Here is an 18,639-nt window from a genome sequence, read left to right as displayed (position 1 = left end):
ACGTCAGCCCGGCCGGCTCGGCGTTTCAGGACAGGGTGATCAGGCGGGAGCCGTGGGACGGTACTGACTTGGCGGTCCAGGAACGCGGCCTAGGTATCGGTCCGGTCTCCGGCGTACGGATCGAACGCATCAACGTCCGGCACTCCGGCAGCATGAAACCTCTCGTTGCCGCCGGCAACGCGGACGGTGCGATCACCGATGTCCTACTTCAAGATGTCGTGCTCGAGGGCACCCCGTTGTGCACCTTCGACCAGCTCGGGATCAGCCTCGATGCCAACGTCGAGGAGCCGACCGTGACGTACCGTTCGGCCTAGTACGCTGCTGGGATGCGAGGTGTGGGTGAGTAAGGGCTGGTGGTGGCTGGTCGCCGGGGCCGTGGTGGTCGCCGCGTGGGCTGCGCGTGGTGGGGGAGACTCACCGGCACCTGAAGCAGCGTCGAGGCCTAGTGTCTCGGCCACGCCCCAGCCGACGAAGCCTGAGCCGACGAAGCCGAGTGCCACGCCGCGGCCCAGTGCGACGGAGCCTCGGGCGGATTGGTTCGACAACTATGATCCAGCGGAGTTCGCGGGGCCGGTGCGGAAGTACGCGAAGCGGGCTGGGGTCAGTGCTCAGTTGTTGATGGGGATTTTGTACAACGAGGCGTACAAACCGCATGATCCGCAGCTGGAGCGGTCGTGGCAGCACATCAAGGAAGACTCGGCGTTCGGGATCGCCAACATGCATCGGGCCGCCTTCGACGACACCAAGCGTGGGCGGTTCGGCAAGCGGCAGTGGGAAGAGTTGCCCGATCATCCGGAGCTGGCGATCGAGGCAGCGGCCTGGCATCTGCATGACCTGGCCCGGCGGTTGCCCGACCGGCGGAGCGGGAAGTTCAGCAAGGACGAATTGCTTGCCTTGGGCTACAACACGGGGGCGGGCAACATGAGGGCCTTCGCGACCGGTGCCAAGCCGGGTGCTCAGGCGCAGTCGTACCTCGACAACCTGCACGAGAACTGGAACAAGGCCGCGAAGGCCGTCAGCTGACTAGCAGTTCAGGGTGCCGGCCCGGAGTGCGTGCTTGCTGGTGTTGTCGTCGTCGGACCAGAGCACCGTCTTGTGGCCGCTGGAGCAGGTCGGTGAGATGGCGAAGCCCTCGTTGTTCAGGTTCGACATCCCGGACGGGCGGCTGTACGTCGCGGTGACCGCGAACTTGCCCTGGGCATTGATGTCCAGCGTCTTGGTCTGGCCCGAGCAACTGTTGTCGCAGACCGCCCACAGGTGGCCGGTCGCACCGTCGAACTCCAGGTCCATCACGGCCGAGAAGTCGGTACTGATGGTGGCGACCCGGGTGTAGCCGCTGCTGGACTGGTTGAGCGCGTAGGCGTAGATCGTGGCGTTGTCCTCGAGGCCGACGAAGTACAGGCCGGTGCCGTGGCCCGGGTAGCTTGCGGGGGAGTAGGCGGCGCCGGTGTGCTCGTCGCGGAATCCGTGGGCGGTGAGGAACGAGTCCGGGATCCACGAGATGCCTTCGAGGCCGCCGTTGGGGTCGACGTCGGGCAGGTCGGCCGTGAGGTTCCACTCGGCGTTGGCGTTCAGCGTCGACGACGAGGAGTTGGCGTCGAAGCGGAGTACCTTCAGCAGGCTGTTGTCATCGTCGTCGTTGTTCCGCTCGGTCGCGGCGACCACGCCGTCGGGTGTGACGACCACGCCCTCGGCATCCGGGTCACCCGCGCCGTTGCTGTAGTGCAGGGTCCGGCCGCCGACCGAGTCCGGCTTCCAGGTCGTACCGTTGGGAACGAGTTTGTACGCCTTGCCCGGGCCGTTGTCGACCGCCCACAAGACGGTGGAGCTCTGGAACGACAGGCCGCTCAGGTTCGTGCCGAACACGTTGCTCGCGTCGGCGGTGGTGACGGCCGACCCTCCGGGCCAAGTCGTCGCGGCCCAGCTGTACGACGTACCGGTGATCCCGAGTCCCGCAACCGCCACGGCCACGACTCCGACGCGCGCTTTCCCAAGCCAGCTCATCTTCTGTCCTCTCGAAGGGGGCAACCCTCCGAGTCTGCGGTCAGCGAGCGACCACCGGCTGAACACGTGCCGTCGAAAAGTAGTCGCGTCCGGGCAGAGTCGCCGACGGGGTTCCGGGTGCATGATCTGATCCATGGACACCAGGGGCGGACTCGAATCGATGATCACCGGCTACCGGATCTCCGCGGCGCTCAGCGTGGCGGCAGAGCTCGGGCTGTCGGACGAACTGGCGAAGGGACCGCGGACAGTCGCCGAGCTGGCGACCGTGGCCGGCGCCGACGAGGAGACGCTGGCGCGGTTGCTGCGGGCGCTGGTCGCGATCGGCGTGTACGCGGAGGCTGACGGCGCGGTCAGCAACACGGCGGTGGGGGAGATGCTGCGATCGGACGTGCCCGGTTCGCTGCGGCCGCTCGCGCGGACGTTGCAGGATCCAGCGCTCTGGGCGGCCTGGGGTCATCTCGGGCACAGCGTGCGTACCGGCGAGAACGCGTTCGAGGCGCTGCACGGTGTCGACGTCTGGACGCATCGGCAGCACCAGCCGGAGCACAACGAGATCTTCAACGACAACATGACCGCGCTCAGCTGGAAGATCGCGACGGCGGTCGCCGACACGTACGACTTCTCGGGCTTCCACACGGTGGTCGACGTCGGCGGCGGCAAGGGCATCGTGCTGGACGCCGTACTCCGAAGCAACGACCAGCTCGTCGGCACGGTGTTCGACCAGGAGCACGTCGTCGCCACCGAGCCGGTGTCGCCCGCGGTCAGCTCGAGGTGGTCGGCAGCCACCGGCGACTTCTTCAAGGAAGTCCCGCCCGCCGACGTCTATCTACTCAAGTCGATCCTGCACGACTGGCCCGACGACCGCTGCGTCGACATTCTCCGGGTCTGCGCCCGGTCACTGAATCCGGGCGGCGCGATCCTGGTCATCGAGACGATCCTCGACCGCCCCGGCCAAGAGGCCCAGGCAGCCTTCTCCGACATCAACATGCTGGTCATGCCCGGCGGCCGCGAACGCACTGAAGACCAGTACGCCGCCCTCTTCACCGCCGCCGGCCTCCGGCAAACCCGCGTCATCGACACCCCCAGCCGGATGTCGATCGTCGAGGCCCGTTGACGCCAGACCGCGCCGGGCGCCTGGCAGCACGTCCAGCCAGCGGGAAATCAGCGGGCCGCTTCGAAGAAGGAGCGGACTGTGGCCGGGTCGATGCCGTGGGGGTGGTGGTCGGCGCCGGGGCGGATGACTGTTTGGGAGGGGCCGGTGTAGTTCGCCAGGAGGGGGATGGAATTTTCGTTGGCGGGGACGGCGCGGTCGGCGTCTCCGTAGGCGACCAGGAGGGGGATGCGGGCGGCGGCGATCGGGGCGAGTTTGCTGATGGGGCTGATTGCGGCGACGGCGTCCAGGTCGGCCGGGTCCAGGGCGTAGACCTTCAGCATTTGTTGCCATTCCGTGGGGGCGGGGCGGGCGTCGCCCAGGCCTCCGGGCCAGCTGCGGAGGTCGCAGACGGCGTTGTCGAGGTAGATGGCGCTGACGCAGTCGGGGTGGGCGGCTGCCCAGGAGATCGCGTAGAGGCCGCCGCGGCTGAGGGCGATCAGGCCGGGGCGCGGGTCGAAGGCGAGCTCGTCGACCAGGAATCTGTACGCCGTCCACCACGCCGCCATCGCGACCGGGTCGCCGTACCGGTCGGGCACCTCGACGTAGACCAGGTGCCCGCCGGCGTCGAGCATCGCCTGGTCGGCCTCGTCGAAAGCCCCGAGGAACTCAGCCCGCCACACCCACGGCATCCCCGCCGCCGGCTCGACGCCGGCTGGGGGACTGATGATCTGGACGGTGACGCCGTCGATCTCTCGCGTGGACAGTGGATAGCGGTCCCGATAGGTCGTCACAGCAACCAACCATGGCACGATGGCGTCGTGCGGCTCTTCTCGGGTGCGTTGCCAAGCGGCGACGAGGCGATGGAGCTGGCCGTCGCCCACGCGATGGTGCGGCAGGCCTCCACCGGCGACCTGAGCGAGGCCCTGCGGATCTACCGCCCGACGGCGCCCGTCGTGGTGTTCGGCCGGCGCGACACCCGCCTCCCCGGCTTCGATGCCGCCCTCCGATCGGCCCGCAAGGCTGGGTTCGAACCGCTGGTACGAGCCGTCGGCGGCCGCCCGGTCGCCTACACGCCGGAAGCCCTAGTGATCGACCACGTCAAACACGAACCACTCGCGCCCGACGGCCTCGAGAGCCGGTTCCAGCACTTCGGCAACCTGTACGCCGAAATCCTCCGCGACTCCGGCATCGACGCCCGCGTAGGCGCAGTACCCGGCGAATACTGCCCAGGAGCCCACAGCGTCAACGCCCGCGGCGTGGTGAAACTGGTCGGCACCGGCCAACGCGTAGTCCGCAACGCCTGGCTCTTCAGCGCCCTGGTCGTCCTCGGCGGCGACGCCCAACTCCGCCCCCTCCTCACCGACATCTACCGCCACCTCGACCTCCCCTTCGACGCGACCTCGGTCGGCTCGCTGTCATCGGAGCTACCCGACCTCGACCCGGACGCCTTCGAACAGCGAGTCACCGCCGCGTACGGTGTACAGGGACCAGCCCCCCTCGACGCCGCCACTCTCGAGGTCGCCGCAACGCTGTCCGCCGACCACCGGGCGTAGCCCGCTTCTTCTCCACAGGCCCGCCATTCCGGCGTGGTGAGAATATGCGCCGAAAGATGTCGTCGAGTGCTGGCGAATCAGCGGGGTGGATGTCATGATCGTCCCTTCGCGCTGACAGTGCGGTGATTCACCGGGCGACCGGACCGAATTCCCAGGGGTGGGGGCCTGTTGATGGCCGATGAGCAAGAGATGCGGGTGCAGTGCTTCCAATGGCTCAGTCGCTTCTATTCGAATATCTATACCAATGCTGCCTTGGACATCATTGTCCCGCAGATTGGCGTGACGAGCGTATTCGTCGCTTTCGAGCAATTGGCGACCGCGCAGGTCCTGGTCGACGTGCGTGCGTCGGTGCTGGAGGACGTCCAGGTGAGTGAGGCGCTGATCCAGTACCTCGGCTGGAACGCGACCGCCTTCAAGATGGGCGCGCTGGGTCTGCAGAGCGACGCGCAGGGAGCCTGGCTCACCTTCTCGTATGCCTTGTACGGCGAGACGGTCACCCAGCAACTCATCAACCAGGTGGTCGCTGTCGTAGCCGATACGGCCAACCATCTCGCGCGGCAACTGCAGCCACGGTTCGGTGGAGATTTCCTTCACCCGGAGAACGCTGGAGGACTTGATGTTCGGTAGTGCCAGGAGCGAGGAGCTCGAGCAGTTGGTGGAGGCGCTGGCCCGGTCCTACCTGCGCGGTTCGGCGCACGGTACGCCGGAGGGGCGGAGCAAGTTGGCTGGTGACATGGCAGCGCTGGCCGGCCGGCTTCGAGCCGCCGGCAAAGACAAGGCGGTGGAGCGGGCGCGGAAATTCAGGCCAGGTTTCTTTCCAGGGTTTCCGGCCGAGCTCCGGGCCGATTTCAAGCGGCAGGTGGATTCGGCGCTGGAGTGAATTCGGCGGGAATTGCTGGTACTCGGAGAAATCATCTGTGGGGGAATAGATGCCATTGCGTCCGCCCGGTTCGACCGGGCCGCGGGGGCGAGAGCCGCATGCGGGAGAGTTGTTCACGGATCGGATGTCGGAGTCGCAGGCATTCCGGACGGCACTGCGGGCGTTCCGGCGGCGGCTGGATGCCGATGAGGACTCGGATTCCCGCTACAACGTCCTGACGTACTACGGCGTCGGCGGCATCGGGAAGACGGCGCTCTCCGCCCGCCTGCAGGCCTGGGTCGATGGGGACTTGCCGCTCGTCACCGGATGGGGATCGACTCCGGACACGAAGGTCGATGCGACGATCCGGGTCGACCTGCACACCTCATCGGGGCAGATCGATCTACTGTCGCTGGTGCTGGCCATCCGCCGGGGGCTGGTCCCGGTCCGGCCGAGCCTGCCGATCTTCGACTTCGCCCTCGCGGCGTACTGGTCGGCGGTCAAACCCGGGACGCCGATGCCCGCACAGTCGCCGAACGAGCGCCGGGTCCGCGACGGCGTGATCGAGACCATCGCCGACGTCGCCCAGGACGTCGGCCTGCTCGACAGCGTCGCCGGGCTCGGAGTTCGAGGCGTGCGGCTGGTGATGAACGAGATCAGGCGCCGACGCCAGAAGATCAAGGCATTCGACGCCTACCCGGACTACGAACAGCTGGTGGGCCGTTGTCTCGACGAGCCGAGCCCGACGTCGCCACGTCCGGACCTGCTCAGCGAGATCGCCTACGTGTTGTCGTACGAGTTGTCGCTGGCCGAGCGGATGCCGCTGATCGTGATCTTCATCGACACCACCGAGCGGCTGTCGATCGACCACCGGCGGCACGCCGAATTCTTGCTCAACGACCTGATCCACCAGCTGCCGAACATGCTGTTCGTGCTGACCGGTCGCAACATGCTCGACTGGTGGGACTACCGGCGAACCAACCTCGCGGCCACCGGCCCCGCGATCTGGCCGGGACTACTTCCAGGTGCGACCGAGGAACCGCGGCAGCACCTGATCGGCAAGTTGTCGGACGATGACACCAGGTTCGTGATCGTCCGGGCGCGGCAGTTGCTCAAGCTGCCGATACCGGACTCCGTGGTCGAGGAGTTGGTCACCTCGTCGGGCGGCCTTCCGCAGTACCTCGAACTGGCTCGCCAGGTCGCCATCGGGGTCCGCGACAACGGCGGTCATCGGCAGGTAACGGTCGACGACGTGACCGGCTCCCTCGGTGACCTGGTCAGCAGGGTGCTGGAGGACATCCCCGCCGACGAACAACGCGCCATCAGAGCCGGCGCCCTGTTCCGCGCCTTCGATCTCGACCTGCTGGCCGCGGCGGCCGGGGTCGACCACGGCTGTGCCCAGCGCGCAGTACGCCGGCCGATGATCGACATGGTGCCGGGGGAGCGGTTCCCGTACCGCATCCACGACGAAATCCGATCTGCCCTCCGCGCAGCTGACAGCTCAGTCATCGGTGGCTGGTCACCTCATGATTGGCAGGCAGCAGCCACCCGAGCAGTCGCCGAGATCCGCCGCGTGCACGACAAAGCCAAAGAAGCCGAGGACAGCGCTGAAGTCCAACGCTTCATCGCAGCAGCCATCACCATCGTCTGCCAGGAACTTGTGCAGATCCCTGCGGCGACCAAAGACGGGTATGCCGACTGGCTGACGCAGGCGATCATCCATGGCCCGACAATCAGCGGTTTGGGCGCACTGATACCGCCGGTAGCGTCTACGACATACGGCGATCTTGTGCTCAAGTTCGTGGCGGGAAAATCTGCAGTAGCCCTCGACGAGCGACTCGGGTTGCTGCGAGAGGTCGCGCGGTCCGCGCATCCGCTGTCAGTCCATGCCGCGCGGCATGCTGCCTACACATTGCGGACCTTCTGCCAGTGGGACGAGGCCTTGGCGGTCCTCGATGAGGTCATCGCGAGGGCACCGTCGGATTTGCACCGCAGGCAGCGGCCGGAGACCATGTCGCGTGCTCGGCGGTTCCGGGACAGCCTGGTTGAGTCGGAAGGCCGTCCCGAACATGTCGCCATGCAGCGGGAGGCGGATTTCGCGCATGGCCGGCTGGACGGTGTCCATCTGCATATGCTCAGCGGCGATGTAGCTCGACTGCGAGAGGGAGGTCGCGAGCGAGAATATCTCCAAGAGGCCGGCGCGGCGTTGATGCGGCGGACGCTCTTGGGTGAGTGCGAGCTGGAAGAGATCTCTGCGCTGCAGGCTGATTGCGAGTTGGTTGGGCACAACCTCGGCCTGGGACACGCCCTGCTGTCCCTGGTGCTTCATCACCGGGCGGATCCGGCGATGGTCAGCGTCGCCTTGGAGCGACTTCACGCGCTCGACCTGTTGGCAACTGGCGTCATCGGCTATCGGTATACGTTTGGCGCGCTCTGGGGCGCATACGTAGCCGAGGACCGCGAATTGGCGGCACGGCTGGCGGACGAGGTCGACGATCGGCCGCTCTCGCGGGGACGGGCCTGGATCCCCATCGAGTGCCTCTTTCAAATCATGGGCAGCCCGCTGCGTTCCGAAGTACCGACCCAGTGGCTCGGGCCTTACGACGAGGTTGTGGCTCGCTGGAAGAGGATCTTCGAGACGGCGAGGAGTCGGTTCTCTGCGGACTAGTAGTGAACCTCGAGTCTGTCGATGTACCAGCCCTGTTCTTCGAAATTCTTCAAGGCGAGGCTCAGTTCCAACGCCGCGTGCGGCACAGTGATCTGCCAGTTATGTCCCAGCTCTCGTCGCCAGGACTTGTCAGTGGCTTCGACCTGCTCGTACTCCGCGCGGTTGAGCCGGCCGAAACTGGCCAGGTCGTCGTCTGTCGCCAGGTGGATGGCGGTCAGCTCGTGATTCTCCCATCCGGGTGATTGGTTGGCGCCGATCGGAGCGTACTTCTCGACGAAGTACTCGCCGACCTCGAATTCGCCGGTGACAGTGAGGATGAGGAGTCGCCCTCGCTCGTAGACATAGGTGCGGGCGTGAACGTAGCTCGCACCCTCGAATGCCGCCTGTCCTTCTGCCCGGTCGACCAGCAGGATCCATCCACCTGCGGATTCGGCCGTCTGTACTCGCGTCGTCGTTGTACGCGAGCTGAACCAGCCTTTGGTGGTCTCGGTCTCTTCTCGCTGGACCGCCAGTTGCGACGGCGGGGTATCTCGACGGAACTCCGCCGCGGTGGCGGCTCGCCGTCGGAGTTCAGCGGGATCGAATTGTTGCAGCTCGTCCGTCATCTGTTCGGCTCCGGTCAGGTTTGTTTGCGGAGAAGGCCGGTGATGCCGGCCAGGAGGATTGCGGCGAAGACCCAGGACATCAGGCGCATGATGTGGAAGGTGATGGCTAGTCCTAGCGAGTCGTTGGACGGGGTCCAGGTGTTCGCCGAGCCGATCACTGGGAATGCGGTTCCGAGGCCGTAGGCCAGCGGGTCCAAGCACGGGACATCCCAGGTGGCGCGAGAGCATTGCGAGGCTGGAACCCGGCCTGGTACGGGGACGTGCCCCCTGGCTGTCAGGTCGGCACGGATGGTGGCGGTGGTCGCCGTGGTGAACTGGTCGGCGGAGGAGGCGGCGAGAGTGGTGGCCGCACCGAAGATGAGGGCAAGCCAGAACAGGGCTGCCAGCGGGTAGTAGCCGTGGCCAGTCGTCCACCGGTATGTCTGTCGAGCGAGCCAGATGCGCTTGGCGGTGCCCCTGGTCGAGCGGACCGCTGATCTGTAGCGGATCCGGCGTGCGTCGGCCGGTTGGCCGTTCCGGTCGTAGACCCCTGCCATCGCGTGCCAGGGCTGGGCGGCCGGCTGAGTCGACAACCAAGCCTCCGCAGCCGAGCGGTCGGTCCGGATCCTGCCGGTCACGTCCTGGACGGTCCATCCGGTCACATCGCCAAGCGTCGGCAGTTCATCGGCCGAGTCGCCGACGACCAGATTCTGGATCTCCGCTCCCGCAAGCCGAGGTTGCCTGTGGCCGAGAAGTCGCTCTTCAGGATGAGCTTGCGCTCACAGTGCAGGCCTTCGGCGATGAGACTCTGTCCGTCGGCGTTGGTCCCGCGGAGGTCGGCGCCGTTCAGGATGAGCTGGCCACCGATCCGCGCGCCTGCCAGCCGGACCGCTCCAGCTGTGGTGAATCCCTCATTCAGGGTTACCCTGCTGTCGACTCGCAGCCGGTCGGCGATCAGGCTGACGCCTCTCGGATTGGCGCCGTTGATCGATGCTCCGCTCATCGACAGGCTCCCGGTCACCTGCGCGCTCATGAGCTGTACCGCACCCGCGCAGTTGAGCGATCCGAGATACACGTTGTCGTCGACCTGAAGGCGATCGGCGATGAGGCCGATACCTTTGGAGTTGGAGCCGTGGATCATTGCGCCGGTCATGCTCAGGTGCCCGCTCAGACGTGCGCCGATGAGCTTGACGGCGCCGTCGGTGCTGAAACCTTTGTTCAGGTAGGTGTTGTCAGCGACGCGAAGACGATCGCCGAGCAGGCTGATTCCCTCGTTGTTCGCGCTGCGCAGAGTGGCTCCCTGCATCTTGAGTTGACCTCCGATCCGGGCGCCGACGAGCCGGACCGCTCCTTCGGTGACGAACCCCGGGCTGAGGTTTGCGTCGTGTCCGACGCTGAGGCCGTCGGCCACCAGGGCGCAGCCACCGGCCTCGCGACCGGTCAGGGTCGCGGTTCGCATTCTCAGTTGCGCACCGATACTCGCCCCGACCAGGCGAACCGCTCCCGCCGATCTGAACCCGTCCGACAGACTCGCGATGGCATCGACCTGTATCCCGTCCGCCGACAGGCTGACCCGGTGCTGGTCGAAGCCGGCGAGGTTTGCTCCGTCCAGTACCAGGTCACCGCCGACATGGCTGCCGGTCAGCCGTATCGCGCCCAGCGAGCTGAAGTCTTCGTCGAGATGAAGACTGTCCGTCACTCGTAGGCCGTCGCCGACCAGGCTCAGCCCGTTGTGGCCCCTACCTTCGAGCATCGCACCGGTCAGAGTGAGGTCGGCGCTCGCCTCGCATCCGCTCAGCAGGACCTGTCCGCTGAACGCGCTGCCCGTGAGGTCGAGACCGCGTAGCTTGGCGTGCCGGAGGTCAAGGTCGTCGGCGAACCAGCAGCAACTGCACTCCAGCGGCGCTTCGATCGCGGTTCCGGACAGGTCGAGGATGCCTTCGATGACCGCGCCGCGGACAGTCAGTCGCCGTCGGCCGGACAGTCCGCCGACGATCAGCGCTCGCAGTTCGTTCGCGGAGATCACCAGGTCCGTCGATACCCGGCCTCGCAGGCCCGGGCGCCAGAACGGCAGGTTCTGCCCCAGGATGAGCTCGCCCTCTTCGCTCAAGGCGCTGAGCAGGGCGTTGTGATGCGACATGTGGTTCCCCCCACAGATTGCTTGCTTCATCGTGGAGCGCCGGTGGGGTTACCGCCAGTAGTGGGCAATTAGTTAACGGCGTCAATAATCCTGTCTCCGGATCTTGACATCGTCTGCGCCAGGCATGAGGGTTCCAATATCCTATCCGATCTGTGGTTCTCGCCCGGGGGTTGAACGAGCCACAAAGAGAGGCATCGCTCATGTCCAGGTTCCTTCGTAACAAGACGAGGCGAGGCATCCTCGCGGGGGTTCTCGTCGCCGCCGTCCTCCCGATCGGGTTGACCGCTTCGGCCGCTCAAGGGCCGGGCGGAGCCAAGCCCGCGCCGAACGCCGCGGACGCCAAGACCAAGACCACGACCAGTACCACGTCCGGCAGCATCTCGATGCCGGCCAACGTCATCACCGCGGGGAGCCCCTCACTCGGGCCTGCGGGAGCGCAAGCGGCCAAGCCCTACATGGGGTGGAGCAGCTACAGCATGCAGGTGTACTCCAACGACGGCGGCAACTGGATCAACGAGGCCCAGATCACCGCCCAGTCGGACGCGATGCACAAGAAGCTGCAGCCGTACGGGTACAACCGGATCAACATCGACGCGGCCTGGAACGGCGGCGTCGACGAGTACGGCCGCCCGATTCCGAGCACCAAGCTGTACCCGCACGGTCTGCCGGCGCTGATCAAGCACATCCATGACAACGGCCAGAAGGTCGGCATCTACAGCATCCCCGGCATCTCCAAGGCCGTGCTGGACGCCAACTACCCCGTCTACGGCGCCCCCGAGTGCCGGACCGGCAACCTGGCCAAGCAGCCGCTGCAGCAGGGCGACTACTGGGGCTTCGGCTACCGCGTCGACATGGACAACCCGTGCGCGCAGAAGTACATCGACTCGATCGTCGACCTGATGGCCTCGTGGGGCGTCGACCTGCTGAAGTTCGACAGCGTCACCCCGGGTTCGGGCAAGAACGACCTGTCCCTCGACGCCCGCGAGGAGGTCAAGGGCTGGTCGCAGTCGCTGGCCCGGCACAAGATCTGGCTCGAGCTGTCCTGGGCCCTCGACATCAACTACGCGGACTACTGGAAGTCGGTCGCGAACGGCTGGCGGGTCGAGTGGGACGTCGAGTGCTACTGCCCTGGTGAGGCACTCACGGCCTGGCCGAACATCAACCGGCTGTTCCCGAAGGCCGCCGACTGGTGGCGGCACGCCGGACCCGGTGGCTGGAACGACTTCGACTCGCTCAACGTCGGCAACGGCACGATGGACGGCATGACCAAGGACGAGCGTCGTACGGCGGCAACGCTGTGGGCCGTCTCGGCGGCACCGTTCTACATCGGCAACGACATGACCAAGCTCGACTCGTACGGCCTCGAACTGCTCACCAACCCCGAGGTCGTCGCGGTCAACCAGGCCGGGCGTCCCGCGCAGCCGGTCTCGACCAAGACGAACAAGCAGGTCTGGTACTCGCTCAACGCGGACAGCTCCTACACCGTTGCCCTGTTCAACCTCGGTACCACCGAGGCCGACATGACGGCGAAGTTCTCCGACCTCGGCCTCGACGGCTCGGCGACCGTTCGCGACCTGTGGGCGCGCCGGGATCTCGGCCAGTACAACGGCAGCTACACCGCAGCGGTCGTCCCCCCGCACGGTGTCCGGCTGTTCAAGGTCACGCCGGCGAAGAAGGCCGCGATCCGGGTCAACGACGACGATCTGCGCGTCTCGTACGACGGTGTCTGGACGCGGAACAACAACAACGAGGTACCGGCCGTCTCCGAGCCGCTGACGGTCAACGTGACCGACACCGGCACCCAGACCCCGCCGGTGGCCGGCAACGGTGGCACCCGGACCGTCGAGCTGAACAACGACAACTCCGGCATCGTCTACACAGGTTCGTGGAGCCGCAGTACCGGGCGTGGACTGGGTGACTACCAGGACGACGTCCAGTACACCGAGACCAACGGCGACGCGTTCTCGTACAGCTTCGTCGGCAACGGCGTCGACTACATCACCGAGAAGGACCCGTCCCAGGGTGAGGTCGAGATCTACGTCGACGGCGCGCTGAAGGCGACCGTGGACACCCACGCCGACTCGCGGTCCGCGCAGCAGCTGGTCTACAGCATCTCGGATCTGCCGAACGGCAGCCACACGATCCGCGGTGTGAAGAAGTCCGGCCAGTTCATGCTCGTCGACAAGCTGGTGATCCGGCAGGAGAGCCTGCTGAACCCGGGTACGGCGTCCTTCGACAAGCAGGCCCAGGCCGATGTCACCACCGAGATCGCCCGCGATCCCGGCGAGCTGGCCTCGATCGCGAACGCCGGCAAGCTGCTGGTCAAGGGCACCGACTACACCGTCGCGGGCAAGGTCGTGACGATCAAGAAGGAGTACCTGGCGACCCAGCCGGTCGGCAGTACGAAGCTGGACTTCAGCTTCAAGGGTGACTACCGCGACGACGTTCACGCGGCGACCGAGAACGGTGCGGCGCTGCAGTTCGCCTTCAAGGGTGTCAGCGTCGACTGGGTCACCGCGCTGGCTCCGGACCAGGGCAACGCCGACGTCTTCATCGACGGCAAGCTCGTCACCCGGGTCAACCTGCACGGCGACGCCCGGCTCACCCAGCAGCAGGTGTTCAGCAAGACCGGTCTGCCGGACGGCAACCACACCCTCCGGATCGTGAAGGTGTCCGGCGACGTCCTGCGCAACGACCAGATCCGCTACACCCTCGCCAAGTAAGCGCCTTGGGATGGCCCGGCAACGGGCCACCCCAAGTCACCCGAAGGGTCGACGACACCTACGACAACCGCTTCGACTACGGCCTCGGCCGCCTCCTCCAGCTGCCCTGAATCACAGCTGGTTGCCGATGAAGGCGACGGCGTCGGTGATCTCCCGACCGGCAACGTCATGACCGAGGCCTGGGTAGACATGGGTCTCAGTGGTGGCGTGTTCCTTCAGCCAGCGTTCGGTGCGGTCGACGGCGCCGGCGGGAATGACCCAATCGTTCTCGCCCCGGCCCCAATAGACCGGTGGGCGGGTCTCCGCCAGAGTCGCGTCACCGGGTTGCTGATCCCGTACGACGAACCCGGCAAAACTCACGCCGTACGCGAAACGGTCGGGGGCGTGGCGCATCAACTGATGGACCATGCCGCCGCCTTGGGAGAAGCCGGTCAGGCCGATCGATGGCGCGTCGATGCCTCGCAGCCAGTCGAGCACGTCTTCGGTGGCGGCGTCGGCGACCTGTGGCTGGGGGTCGCCGATCGGGTTGCCCGCGCTCGGGAACCAGGCGTAGCCGCCTGCTTCCGGGATGCGCGCTCTGACCGAGGCGACCACGAGGTCAGCCGGCAACAGGGGTTTCAGGAGGCGATACAGGTGGGTCTCGTCGTAGCTCCAGCCGTGCAGCATTACCAGGACGGGCCGTTGATCGCGGTCGGTCTCGGATGCTGACCACAGCACGGCGTCGCGGTTCATCCCAGGTTTCATAGCTCTGACTCTGCTCGCGCCGGGCGAGTGTCGTCCAAGACCTGTTCGGCCGGCTGTGATGCCTTGGGGGTATCAGAGCCGTGCTTGTGAAATGAATCTCAAGAGTTGGGGATCAGGGGTTGCGGCGGATAGGGTGATTAGGTAAGGCTTGCCTAATTTGTAATGCTCGAGTGAACTGGGGAGATCCGTGCGAGACCTCCGAGTCGCCGTCGTCGGCGCTGGGCCTGCGGGAATATATGCGGCGGACATCCTGACCAAGGAGCACGATACGGCCACGGTCGATCTGATCGAGCGGCTGCCCGCTCCGTTCGGGTTGGTGCGGTACGGCGTGGCGCCGGATCACCCGCGGATCAAGGAGATCATCAAGGCGCTGCACCGGGTGGTCGGGCGGGACCGGATCCGGTTCCTGGGCAACGTCGAGTACGGCGCCGACCTCAAGCTCGAGGACCTGCGGCGGCACTATGACGCGGTCATCTTCGCGACCGGGGCGATCACCGACCGCGAGCTCGACATCCCGGGCATCGACCTGCCGGGCAACCACGGCGCCGCCGACTTCGTCAGCTGGTACGCCGGACATCCCGACGTACCGCGCGACTGGCCACTGGAAGCCCGCCACATCGCCGTCCTCGGAGCGGGAAACGTCGCCCTCGACGTGGCTCGAATGCTGGCCAAGCCGGCCGACGAGCAGCTCACCACCGAGATCGCGGACAACGTCTACCGCGGTCTGAAGGCCAACCAGGCCACCGACGTGCACGTGTTCGCCCGGCGTGGCCCGGCGCAGATCAAGTTCACCCCGATGGAGCTGCGCGAGCTCTCGCACTCCCCGGCTGTCGACGTGATCGTGCACCCGGAGGGCTTCGAGATCGACGAGGCGAGCCAGCAGGCGATCAACTCGAACAAGGGCACGCGGCTGATGGTCGACACCCTGCTCAAGTACCTCGAGGCCGAGCCGACCGGCGCCGAGCACCGCATCCACATCCACCTCTGCCAGGCGCCGGTCGAAGTGCTGGGCACCGACCGGGTCGAGGCGCTCCGCACCGAGCGGACCGAGCTGCAAGGCGACGGCACGGTGAAGGGCACCGGCGAGTACGTCGAAACGCCGGTGCAGGCCGTCTACCGCGCAGTCGGCTACCTGTCGTCGAACCTGCCGGGCATCCCGTTCGACCACCAGGCCGGAGTGATCGTCAACGACCGCGGCCGGGTCCTCGACATCGACGACGTACCGCTGCCAGGGCTCTACACCACGGGCTGGATCAAGCGCGGCCCGATCGGCCTGATCGGTCACACCAAGTCGGACGCCGCCGAGACGATCGCCAGCCTGCTGGCCGATCTCGAAGGTCTCCCGCGACCCGAGGTCGCCGACCCTGACGCGATCCTGGCCCACCTCGCCGACCGCGGCGCGACCGTCGTCGACGCGGACGGCTGGTCCCGCCTCGACGCCCACGAGCAGTCGCTGGGTCAGACCCAGGGCCGCGAGCGGATCAAGGTCGTACCGCGCGAGGACATGCTGAAGGCCTCCCAGGGCTAAGACCCGAGGGGATGCTCGCGCTGGTCGTCACTGCGGCGCTGGGCCTGGTCGACGGAGCTGGCAGGGCCGGCGGCTCGCTGCGACAAGTCCTTCGGTGAGGGCGAGGGCGTGGAGTCGGCCGGGGCAGGCGTGGGGGCCGGCGCCGAAAGGGGTGCCGGCCAGGTCGATCTCCACCGTCGTGCCGTCGGGGGCGATCCGCCGGGTCTTGGGCACCGGTGGGTCGCTGCGGCCGGCGAGCGTGTTCGCAATCAGGGCCTTGGTGGCGTTGCAGGCCTGCACGAGCAGGGCGATCAGGTTCGCAGCGTGCTCGTCGTCGGAGCCCAGGAGGACGATGAGGCGGGCAACGGCTTCGTCGGCCTCTGGGGTGACTTCGGTGTGGGGTTGGTAAGACCTGGCGATGATGGCGATGTCGTCGGCGATCGACGGGGGTAGGCCGAGGGCTTCGGCTAGTACTTCGACTGGTCCGGTGCCGCGCTCGAGTGCCAGGGCGCGTAGGTCGTCGGGGTTGATGGCGGCCAGCGCCGTGACGGCGAGTGCTCGGCGGCGGGTGTGGGTTGGGCCGTTGCTGAAGCGGGCGACGGATGAGCGCAGCCAGGCGACGCCGGTAGCGGCCGGGGGAGTGGTCGGGACCAAGTAGTTCGGGTCGGTCAGCACAGCTACGACTGTACGAGCTGGTTGCTTCGGTCCCGACCGAATCGAGCAGCTACGCGAGCTGATCGACAGGTCTTGCTAGCACTGGATCGGTGAACCAGCCACGCCAACGCAGGAAGAGGAAAGTGCCGCCGATGAGCAAGGCCGGGATCCAGTAGAGAATCGCAGTCAGCGCGACAGCGCCGAACGCTGCGGTCCAAGGAACGCCGATCGACGCGAGCCCAGCCACCAGGGCGCCCTCACGCGGACTGGCTCCATGGACGCCGGGCAGCGCACCGGCGAGCTGGCTGGCTCCGAACACTGCGGCCAGCTGGAAGGCCGACACCGAGTCTCCGACCGCATGGAGTGCGCCGATCAGCAGGCCGAGAATCGTTGCCTGGTAGCCGACCGACAAGAGGATGCCGCCGGCAAAGACCTTCGGCGACGGCCACGGCCAGCGCCCGGCGAGACGGGGATGCCGTCGATTCACGATCAGCGCCACCGCGAGTACGACGGCGGCAAGGCTGAGAGCGACGATCAGTACGGTCCGTGGGAACGCGACGCCACAAACCGCGACGGCACACGTCAGGCCGACCGTACCGACGAAGCGGTCGAGTGCGACTTCGGCGACGGCGGGCGCACGGCGTACGCCGGTGCCTTCCAGGCGGTGGATCCGCCACAGGTCGGCGCCGGCATGCCAGGGAGAGATGAGGCCGAGGATCTCGCTCTCCGCGTAGGCGCGAAGGTGCCAGCAGCGCGAGCGGCCGCTGGTCGACAGCGAGTGCCAGCGCAGCGGGCACAGGACGTACTTGCCGATCGCGAACGGCAGCAGGCCGATCATGGCGGGCAGTACCGCAGTATGCGGAACCCGCTCGACGTTCCACAACGACAGTCCTACCGCGCCCAGCAGGGCGGCGACGCGGACGGTGCGATTGCCGATGATCGTCCAGGCCCAGCGCCGTAGGGCGCTGAACTGCTGAGGGCCGGCGCGCATCGCGGCCTCCTTCCAGGGGAACGAGCTCCTCGACCGGGGGCGACCGGACTCGTCGCTCAGACCATAGCTCCGCAACGATGCCCTCGCATCTTGACGGGACACGCGGTTCTGTAGTGACTGGTGAGGTACGGCTGTTGAATATTTGGTGTCTCTGGCCGCCTCGGTAGGCTTGGGGCATGGTCAGCGGGGGTACCGACGCCGAGCTCACGCTGAGCGCTCAGGGTGGAGATGTCGGGGCCCTGGGGGTGCTGCTGCAGCGGCATGAGGCCGGGATGCGGGCGGTCGCGCTTGGGGTGCTCGGCTTCGGGCCTGATGCGGAGGATGCCGTGCAGGATGCGGTTCTGGTCGCGTTGCGGCGGATCGGGGATGTCCGGGATCCCGCGGCGGTTGGGCCTTGGCTGCGGATGATCGTCCGCAATGCGTGCCGGACCCGGCTGCGGGTTGCCGGGTCGGTGCTGCCGATCGAAAGCTTGCCGTTGGCATCTACCTCGCCGACGCCCGAGCAGGTGCTGGATCAGCACGCTTCCCGGGACTGGATCTGGCGGGCGATCGAGGAGCTGCCGGCACCGATCCGGATGGCGGTCATGCTGCGGTACTTCAGCACCGGCGTCACGTCGTACCAGGCGATCGCGGCGGTCTGCGGCGTACCGGTGGGGACGATTCGCAGCCGGCTCAGTCAGGGGCGGGCCAAGTTGGCGGAGGCGTTGCGCGGTACCGCGGACGCTGCGCACGGCGACGCGGGGGCGTTGACCGAGGCCAGCCGGCGAGAGGGGCTGGAGACGCTGGCGGAGGCCGAGCGGGGGCGGTTCGCCGGGGTATTGGCGGAGCGGTGGTCGCCGGAGGTTGCTTTGATCCTCCGCGGGCAGCCGATCATCGGGCATTCGTTCTTGCTGCGCGGGATGGAGAGCGATCTGGAGGCTGGGGTTCATCAGCGACTCAGGCATGTGGTCGCCAGCCAGGAGATCGCGATCTGGGAGACGGACCTGATCAGTCCGCCGGACGATCCCGAGCACTGCCCGCCGGCCGCGATCTGGCTGATGTCGCTGTCGGAGGGGCTGGTGAAGGAGTTGCGGCTGTACCACCCTGTCGCCGCTTGACCCTTTCGTGGTCCAGGTCACA

The 18,639-nt window shown here is 66.9% G+C and carries 18 protein-coding genes; 10 read left to right on the top strand and 8 right to left on the bottom strand.

Annotated elements, in window-relative coordinates; genetic code table 11:
• Positions 1 to 68: 68 nt before the first annotated feature.
• Together AB0M15_RS27095 and AB0M15_RS27090 are read left to right on the top strand one after the other, a co-directional pair.
• Positions 69 to 314 (top strand): hypothetical protein, encoded by a 246-nt coding sequence (locus AB0M15_RS27095; RefSeq protein WP_363824252.1) that lies wholly within the window; start codon positions 69 to 71, stop codon positions 312 to 314.
• A gap of 259 nt (positions 315 to 573) precedes the next feature.
• Positions 574 to 1,023, top strand: coding sequence for a transglycosylase SLT domain-containing protein (locus tag AB0M15_RS27090; protein ID WP_363824251.1), 450 nt, complete (start codon positions 574 to 576; stop codon positions 1,021 to 1,023).
• On the opposite strand, the gene AB0M15_RS27085 is transcribed toward AB0M15_RS27090, so the two are convergent.
• Positions 1,024 to 2,004 carry a hypothetical protein gene (locus tag AB0M15_RS27085; protein ID WP_363824250.1) on the bottom strand — a complete coding sequence of 327 codons (981 nt, stop codon included), beginning with the start codon at positions 2,002 to 2,004 and terminating at the stop codon, positions 1,024 to 1,026. It lies immediately after the preceding gene.
• Positions 2,005 to 2,137: 133 nt separating this feature from the next.
• On the opposite strand from AB0M15_RS27085, the gene AB0M15_RS27080 reads away from it, so the two are divergent.
• A complete protein-coding gene (locus tag AB0M15_RS27080; RefSeq protein ID WP_363824249.1) occupies positions 2,138 to 3,118 on the top strand; it encodes a methyltransferase in 981 nt (326 codons plus the stop codon).
• Between the two features lie 47 nt (positions 3,119 to 3,165).
• Here the strand turns inward: AB0M15_RS27080 and AB0M15_RS27075 are convergent, their stop codons facing one another.
• Positions 3,166 to 3,888, bottom strand: coding sequence for a hypothetical protein (locus tag AB0M15_RS27075; protein WP_363824248.1), 723 nt, complete (start codon positions 3,886 to 3,888; stop codon positions 3,166 to 3,168).
• A gap of 27 nt (positions 3,889 to 3,915) precedes the next feature.
• On the opposite strand from AB0M15_RS27075, the gene AB0M15_RS27070 reads away from it, so the two are divergent.
• From AB0M15_RS27070 to AB0M15_RS27055, 4 genes are all read left to right on the top strand, one after another.
• Positions 3,916 to 4,650, top strand: a complete 735-nt coding sequence (locus tag AB0M15_RS27070; RefSeq protein ID WP_363824247.1) for a lipoate--protein ligase — start codon at positions 3,916 to 3,918, stop codon at positions 4,648 to 4,650.
• A gap of 171 nt (positions 4,651 to 4,821) precedes the next feature.
• Positions 4,822 to 5,277: a hypothetical protein gene (locus AB0M15_RS27065; RefSeq protein ID WP_363824246.1), complete on the top strand. Its 456-nt coding sequence runs from the start codon at positions 4,822 to 4,824 to the stop codon at positions 5,275 to 5,277.
• Entirely contained in the window at positions 5,267 to 5,530 is a 264-nt protein-coding gene (locus tag AB0M15_RS27060) for a hypothetical protein (protein ID WP_363824245.1), read from the top strand. The genes AB0M15_RS27065 and AB0M15_RS27060 overlap by 11 nt, the downstream gene beginning before the upstream one ends.
• Positions 5,531 to 5,579: 49 nt before the next feature.
• Positions 5,580 to 8,177: a hypothetical protein gene (locus AB0M15_RS27055; RefSeq protein WP_363824244.1), complete on the top strand. Its 2,598-nt coding sequence runs from the start codon at positions 5,580 to 5,582 to the stop codon at positions 8,175 to 8,177.
• Here AB0M15_RS27055 and AB0M15_RS27050 read toward each other — a convergent pair.
• From AB0M15_RS27050 to AB0M15_RS27040, 3 genes are read right to left on the bottom strand one after another with little or no spacing between them, the layout of a single operon-like run.
• Positions 8,174 to 8,782 carry a hypothetical protein gene (locus AB0M15_RS27050; protein WP_363824243.1) on the bottom strand — a complete coding sequence of 203 codons (609 nt, stop codon included), beginning with the start codon at positions 8,780 to 8,782 and terminating at the stop codon, positions 8,174 to 8,176. The genes AB0M15_RS27055 and AB0M15_RS27050 overlap by 4 nt on opposite strands.
• 14 nt (positions 8,783 to 8,796) lie before the next feature.
• Positions 8,797 to 9,423 (bottom strand): hypothetical protein, encoded by a 627-nt coding sequence (locus AB0M15_RS27045; RefSeq protein WP_363824242.1) that lies wholly within the window; start codon positions 9,421 to 9,423, stop codon positions 8,797 to 8,799.
• Positions 9,420 to 10,901: a hypothetical protein gene (locus AB0M15_RS27040; RefSeq protein ID WP_363824241.1), complete on the bottom strand. Its 1,482-nt coding sequence runs from the start codon at positions 10,899 to 10,901 to the stop codon at positions 9,420 to 9,422. Before AB0M15_RS27040 ends, AB0M15_RS27045 begins: the two co-directional genes overlap by 4 nt.
• Before the next feature lie 200 nt (positions 10,902 to 11,101).
• Here AB0M15_RS27040 and AB0M15_RS27035 point away from each other — a divergent pair, with 200 nt between their 5' ends.
• Positions 11,102 to 13,624 (top strand): X2-like carbohydrate binding domain-containing protein, encoded by a 2,523-nt coding sequence (locus AB0M15_RS27035; protein ID WP_363824240.1) that lies wholly within the window; start codon positions 11,102 to 11,104, stop codon positions 13,622 to 13,624.
• A gap of 111 nt (positions 13,625 to 13,735) precedes the next feature.
• On the opposite strand, the gene AB0M15_RS27030 is transcribed toward AB0M15_RS27035, so the two are convergent.
• On the bottom strand, positions 13,736 to 14,368 hold the full coding sequence (locus AB0M15_RS27030; RefSeq protein WP_363824239.1) for a dienelactone hydrolase family protein: 633 nt from the start codon (positions 14,366 to 14,368) through the stop codon (positions 13,736 to 13,738).
• Positions 14,369 to 14,555: 187 nt separating this feature from the next.
• Between AB0M15_RS27030 and AB0M15_RS27025 the strand changes: the two genes are divergently transcribed.
• Positions 14,556 to 15,896 (top strand): FAD-dependent oxidoreductase, encoded by a 1,341-nt coding sequence (locus tag AB0M15_RS27025; RefSeq protein ID WP_363824238.1) that lies wholly within the window; start codon positions 14,556 to 14,558, stop codon positions 15,894 to 15,896.
• A 27-nt stretch (positions 15,897 to 15,923) separates the two neighbouring features.
• On the opposite strand, the gene AB0M15_RS27020 is transcribed toward AB0M15_RS27025, so the two are convergent.
• Together AB0M15_RS27020 and AB0M15_RS27015 are read right to left on the bottom strand one after the other, a co-directional pair.
• The gene (locus AB0M15_RS27020; RefSeq protein WP_363824237.1) at positions 15,924 to 16,550 is read right to left on the bottom strand and encodes a hypothetical protein; all 627 of its coding nucleotides are present in this window, start codon (positions 16,548 to 16,550) and stop codon (positions 15,924 to 15,926) included.
• 49 nt (positions 16,551 to 16,599) lie between these two features.
• Positions 16,600 to 17,520, bottom strand: coding sequence for a lysylphosphatidylglycerol synthase domain-containing protein (locus tag AB0M15_RS27015; RefSeq protein WP_363824236.1), 921 nt, complete (start codon positions 17,518 to 17,520; stop codon positions 16,600 to 16,602).
• A gap of 176 nt (positions 17,521 to 17,696) precedes the next feature.
• Between AB0M15_RS27015 and AB0M15_RS27010 the strand changes: the two genes are divergently transcribed.
• Positions 17,697 to 18,617 carry a sigma-70 family RNA polymerase sigma factor gene (locus AB0M15_RS27010; RefSeq protein ID WP_363824235.1) on the top strand — a complete coding sequence of 307 codons (921 nt, stop codon included), beginning with the start codon at positions 17,697 to 17,699 and terminating at the stop codon, positions 18,615 to 18,617.
• Positions 18,618 to 18,639 lie beyond the last annotated feature (22 nt).

Origin of the sequence: Kribbella sp. NPDC051718 (assembly GCF_040681515.1) — a bacterium.
Lineage (GTDB): Bacteria > Actinomycetota > Actinomycetes > Propionibacteriales > Kribbellaceae > Kribbella.
This window is presented reverse-complemented; position numbering and strand designations above follow the sequence as displayed.

What these genes read in the sequence shown, in the direction of transcription:
- AB0M15_RS27085 (WP_363824250.1), bottom strand. Translation starts at nt 2,004, where the DNA reads ATGAGCTGGCTTGGGAAAGCGCGCGTCGGAGTCGTGGCCGTGGCGGTT.
- AB0M15_RS27080 (WP_363824249.1), top strand. Translation starts at nt 2,138, where the DNA reads ATGGACACCAGGGGCGGACTCGAATCGATGATCACCGGCTACCGGATC.
- AB0M15_RS27065 (WP_363824246.1), top strand. Translation starts at nt 4,822, where the DNA reads ATGGCCGATGAGCAAGAGATGCGGGTGCAGTGCTTCCAATGGCTCAGT.
- AB0M15_RS27060 (WP_363824245.1), top strand. Translation starts at nt 5,267, where the DNA reads ATGTTCGGTAGTGCCAGGAGCGAGGAGCTCGAGCAGTTGGTGGAGGCG.
- AB0M15_RS27055 (WP_363824244.1), top strand. Translation starts at nt 5,580, where the DNA reads ATGCCATTGCGTCCGCCCGGTTCGACCGGGCCGCGGGGGCGAGAGCCG.
- AB0M15_RS27050 (WP_363824243.1), bottom strand. Translation starts at nt 8,782, where the DNA reads ATGACGGACGAGCTGCAACAATTCGATCCCGCTGAACTCCGACGGCGA.
- AB0M15_RS27040 (WP_363824241.1), bottom strand. Translation starts at nt 10,901, where the DNA reads ATGTCGCATCACAACGCCCTGCTCAGCGCCTTGAGCGAAGAGGGCGAG.
- AB0M15_RS27035 (WP_363824240.1), top strand. Translation starts at nt 11,102, where the DNA reads ATGTCCAGGTTCCTTCGTAACAAGACGAGGCGAGGCATCCTCGCGGGG.
- AB0M15_RS27030 (WP_363824239.1), bottom strand. Translation starts at nt 14,368, where the DNA reads ATGAAACCTGGGATGAACCGCGACGCCGTGCTGTGGTCAGCATCCGAG.
- AB0M15_RS27015 (WP_363824236.1), bottom strand. Translation starts at nt 17,520, where the DNA reads ATGCGCGCCGGCCCTCAGCAGTTCAGCGCCCTACGGCGCTGGGCCTGG.
- AB0M15_RS27010 (WP_363824235.1), top strand. Translation starts at nt 17,697, where the DNA reads ATGGTCAGCGGGGGTACCGACGCCGAGCTCACGCTGAGCGCTCAGGGT.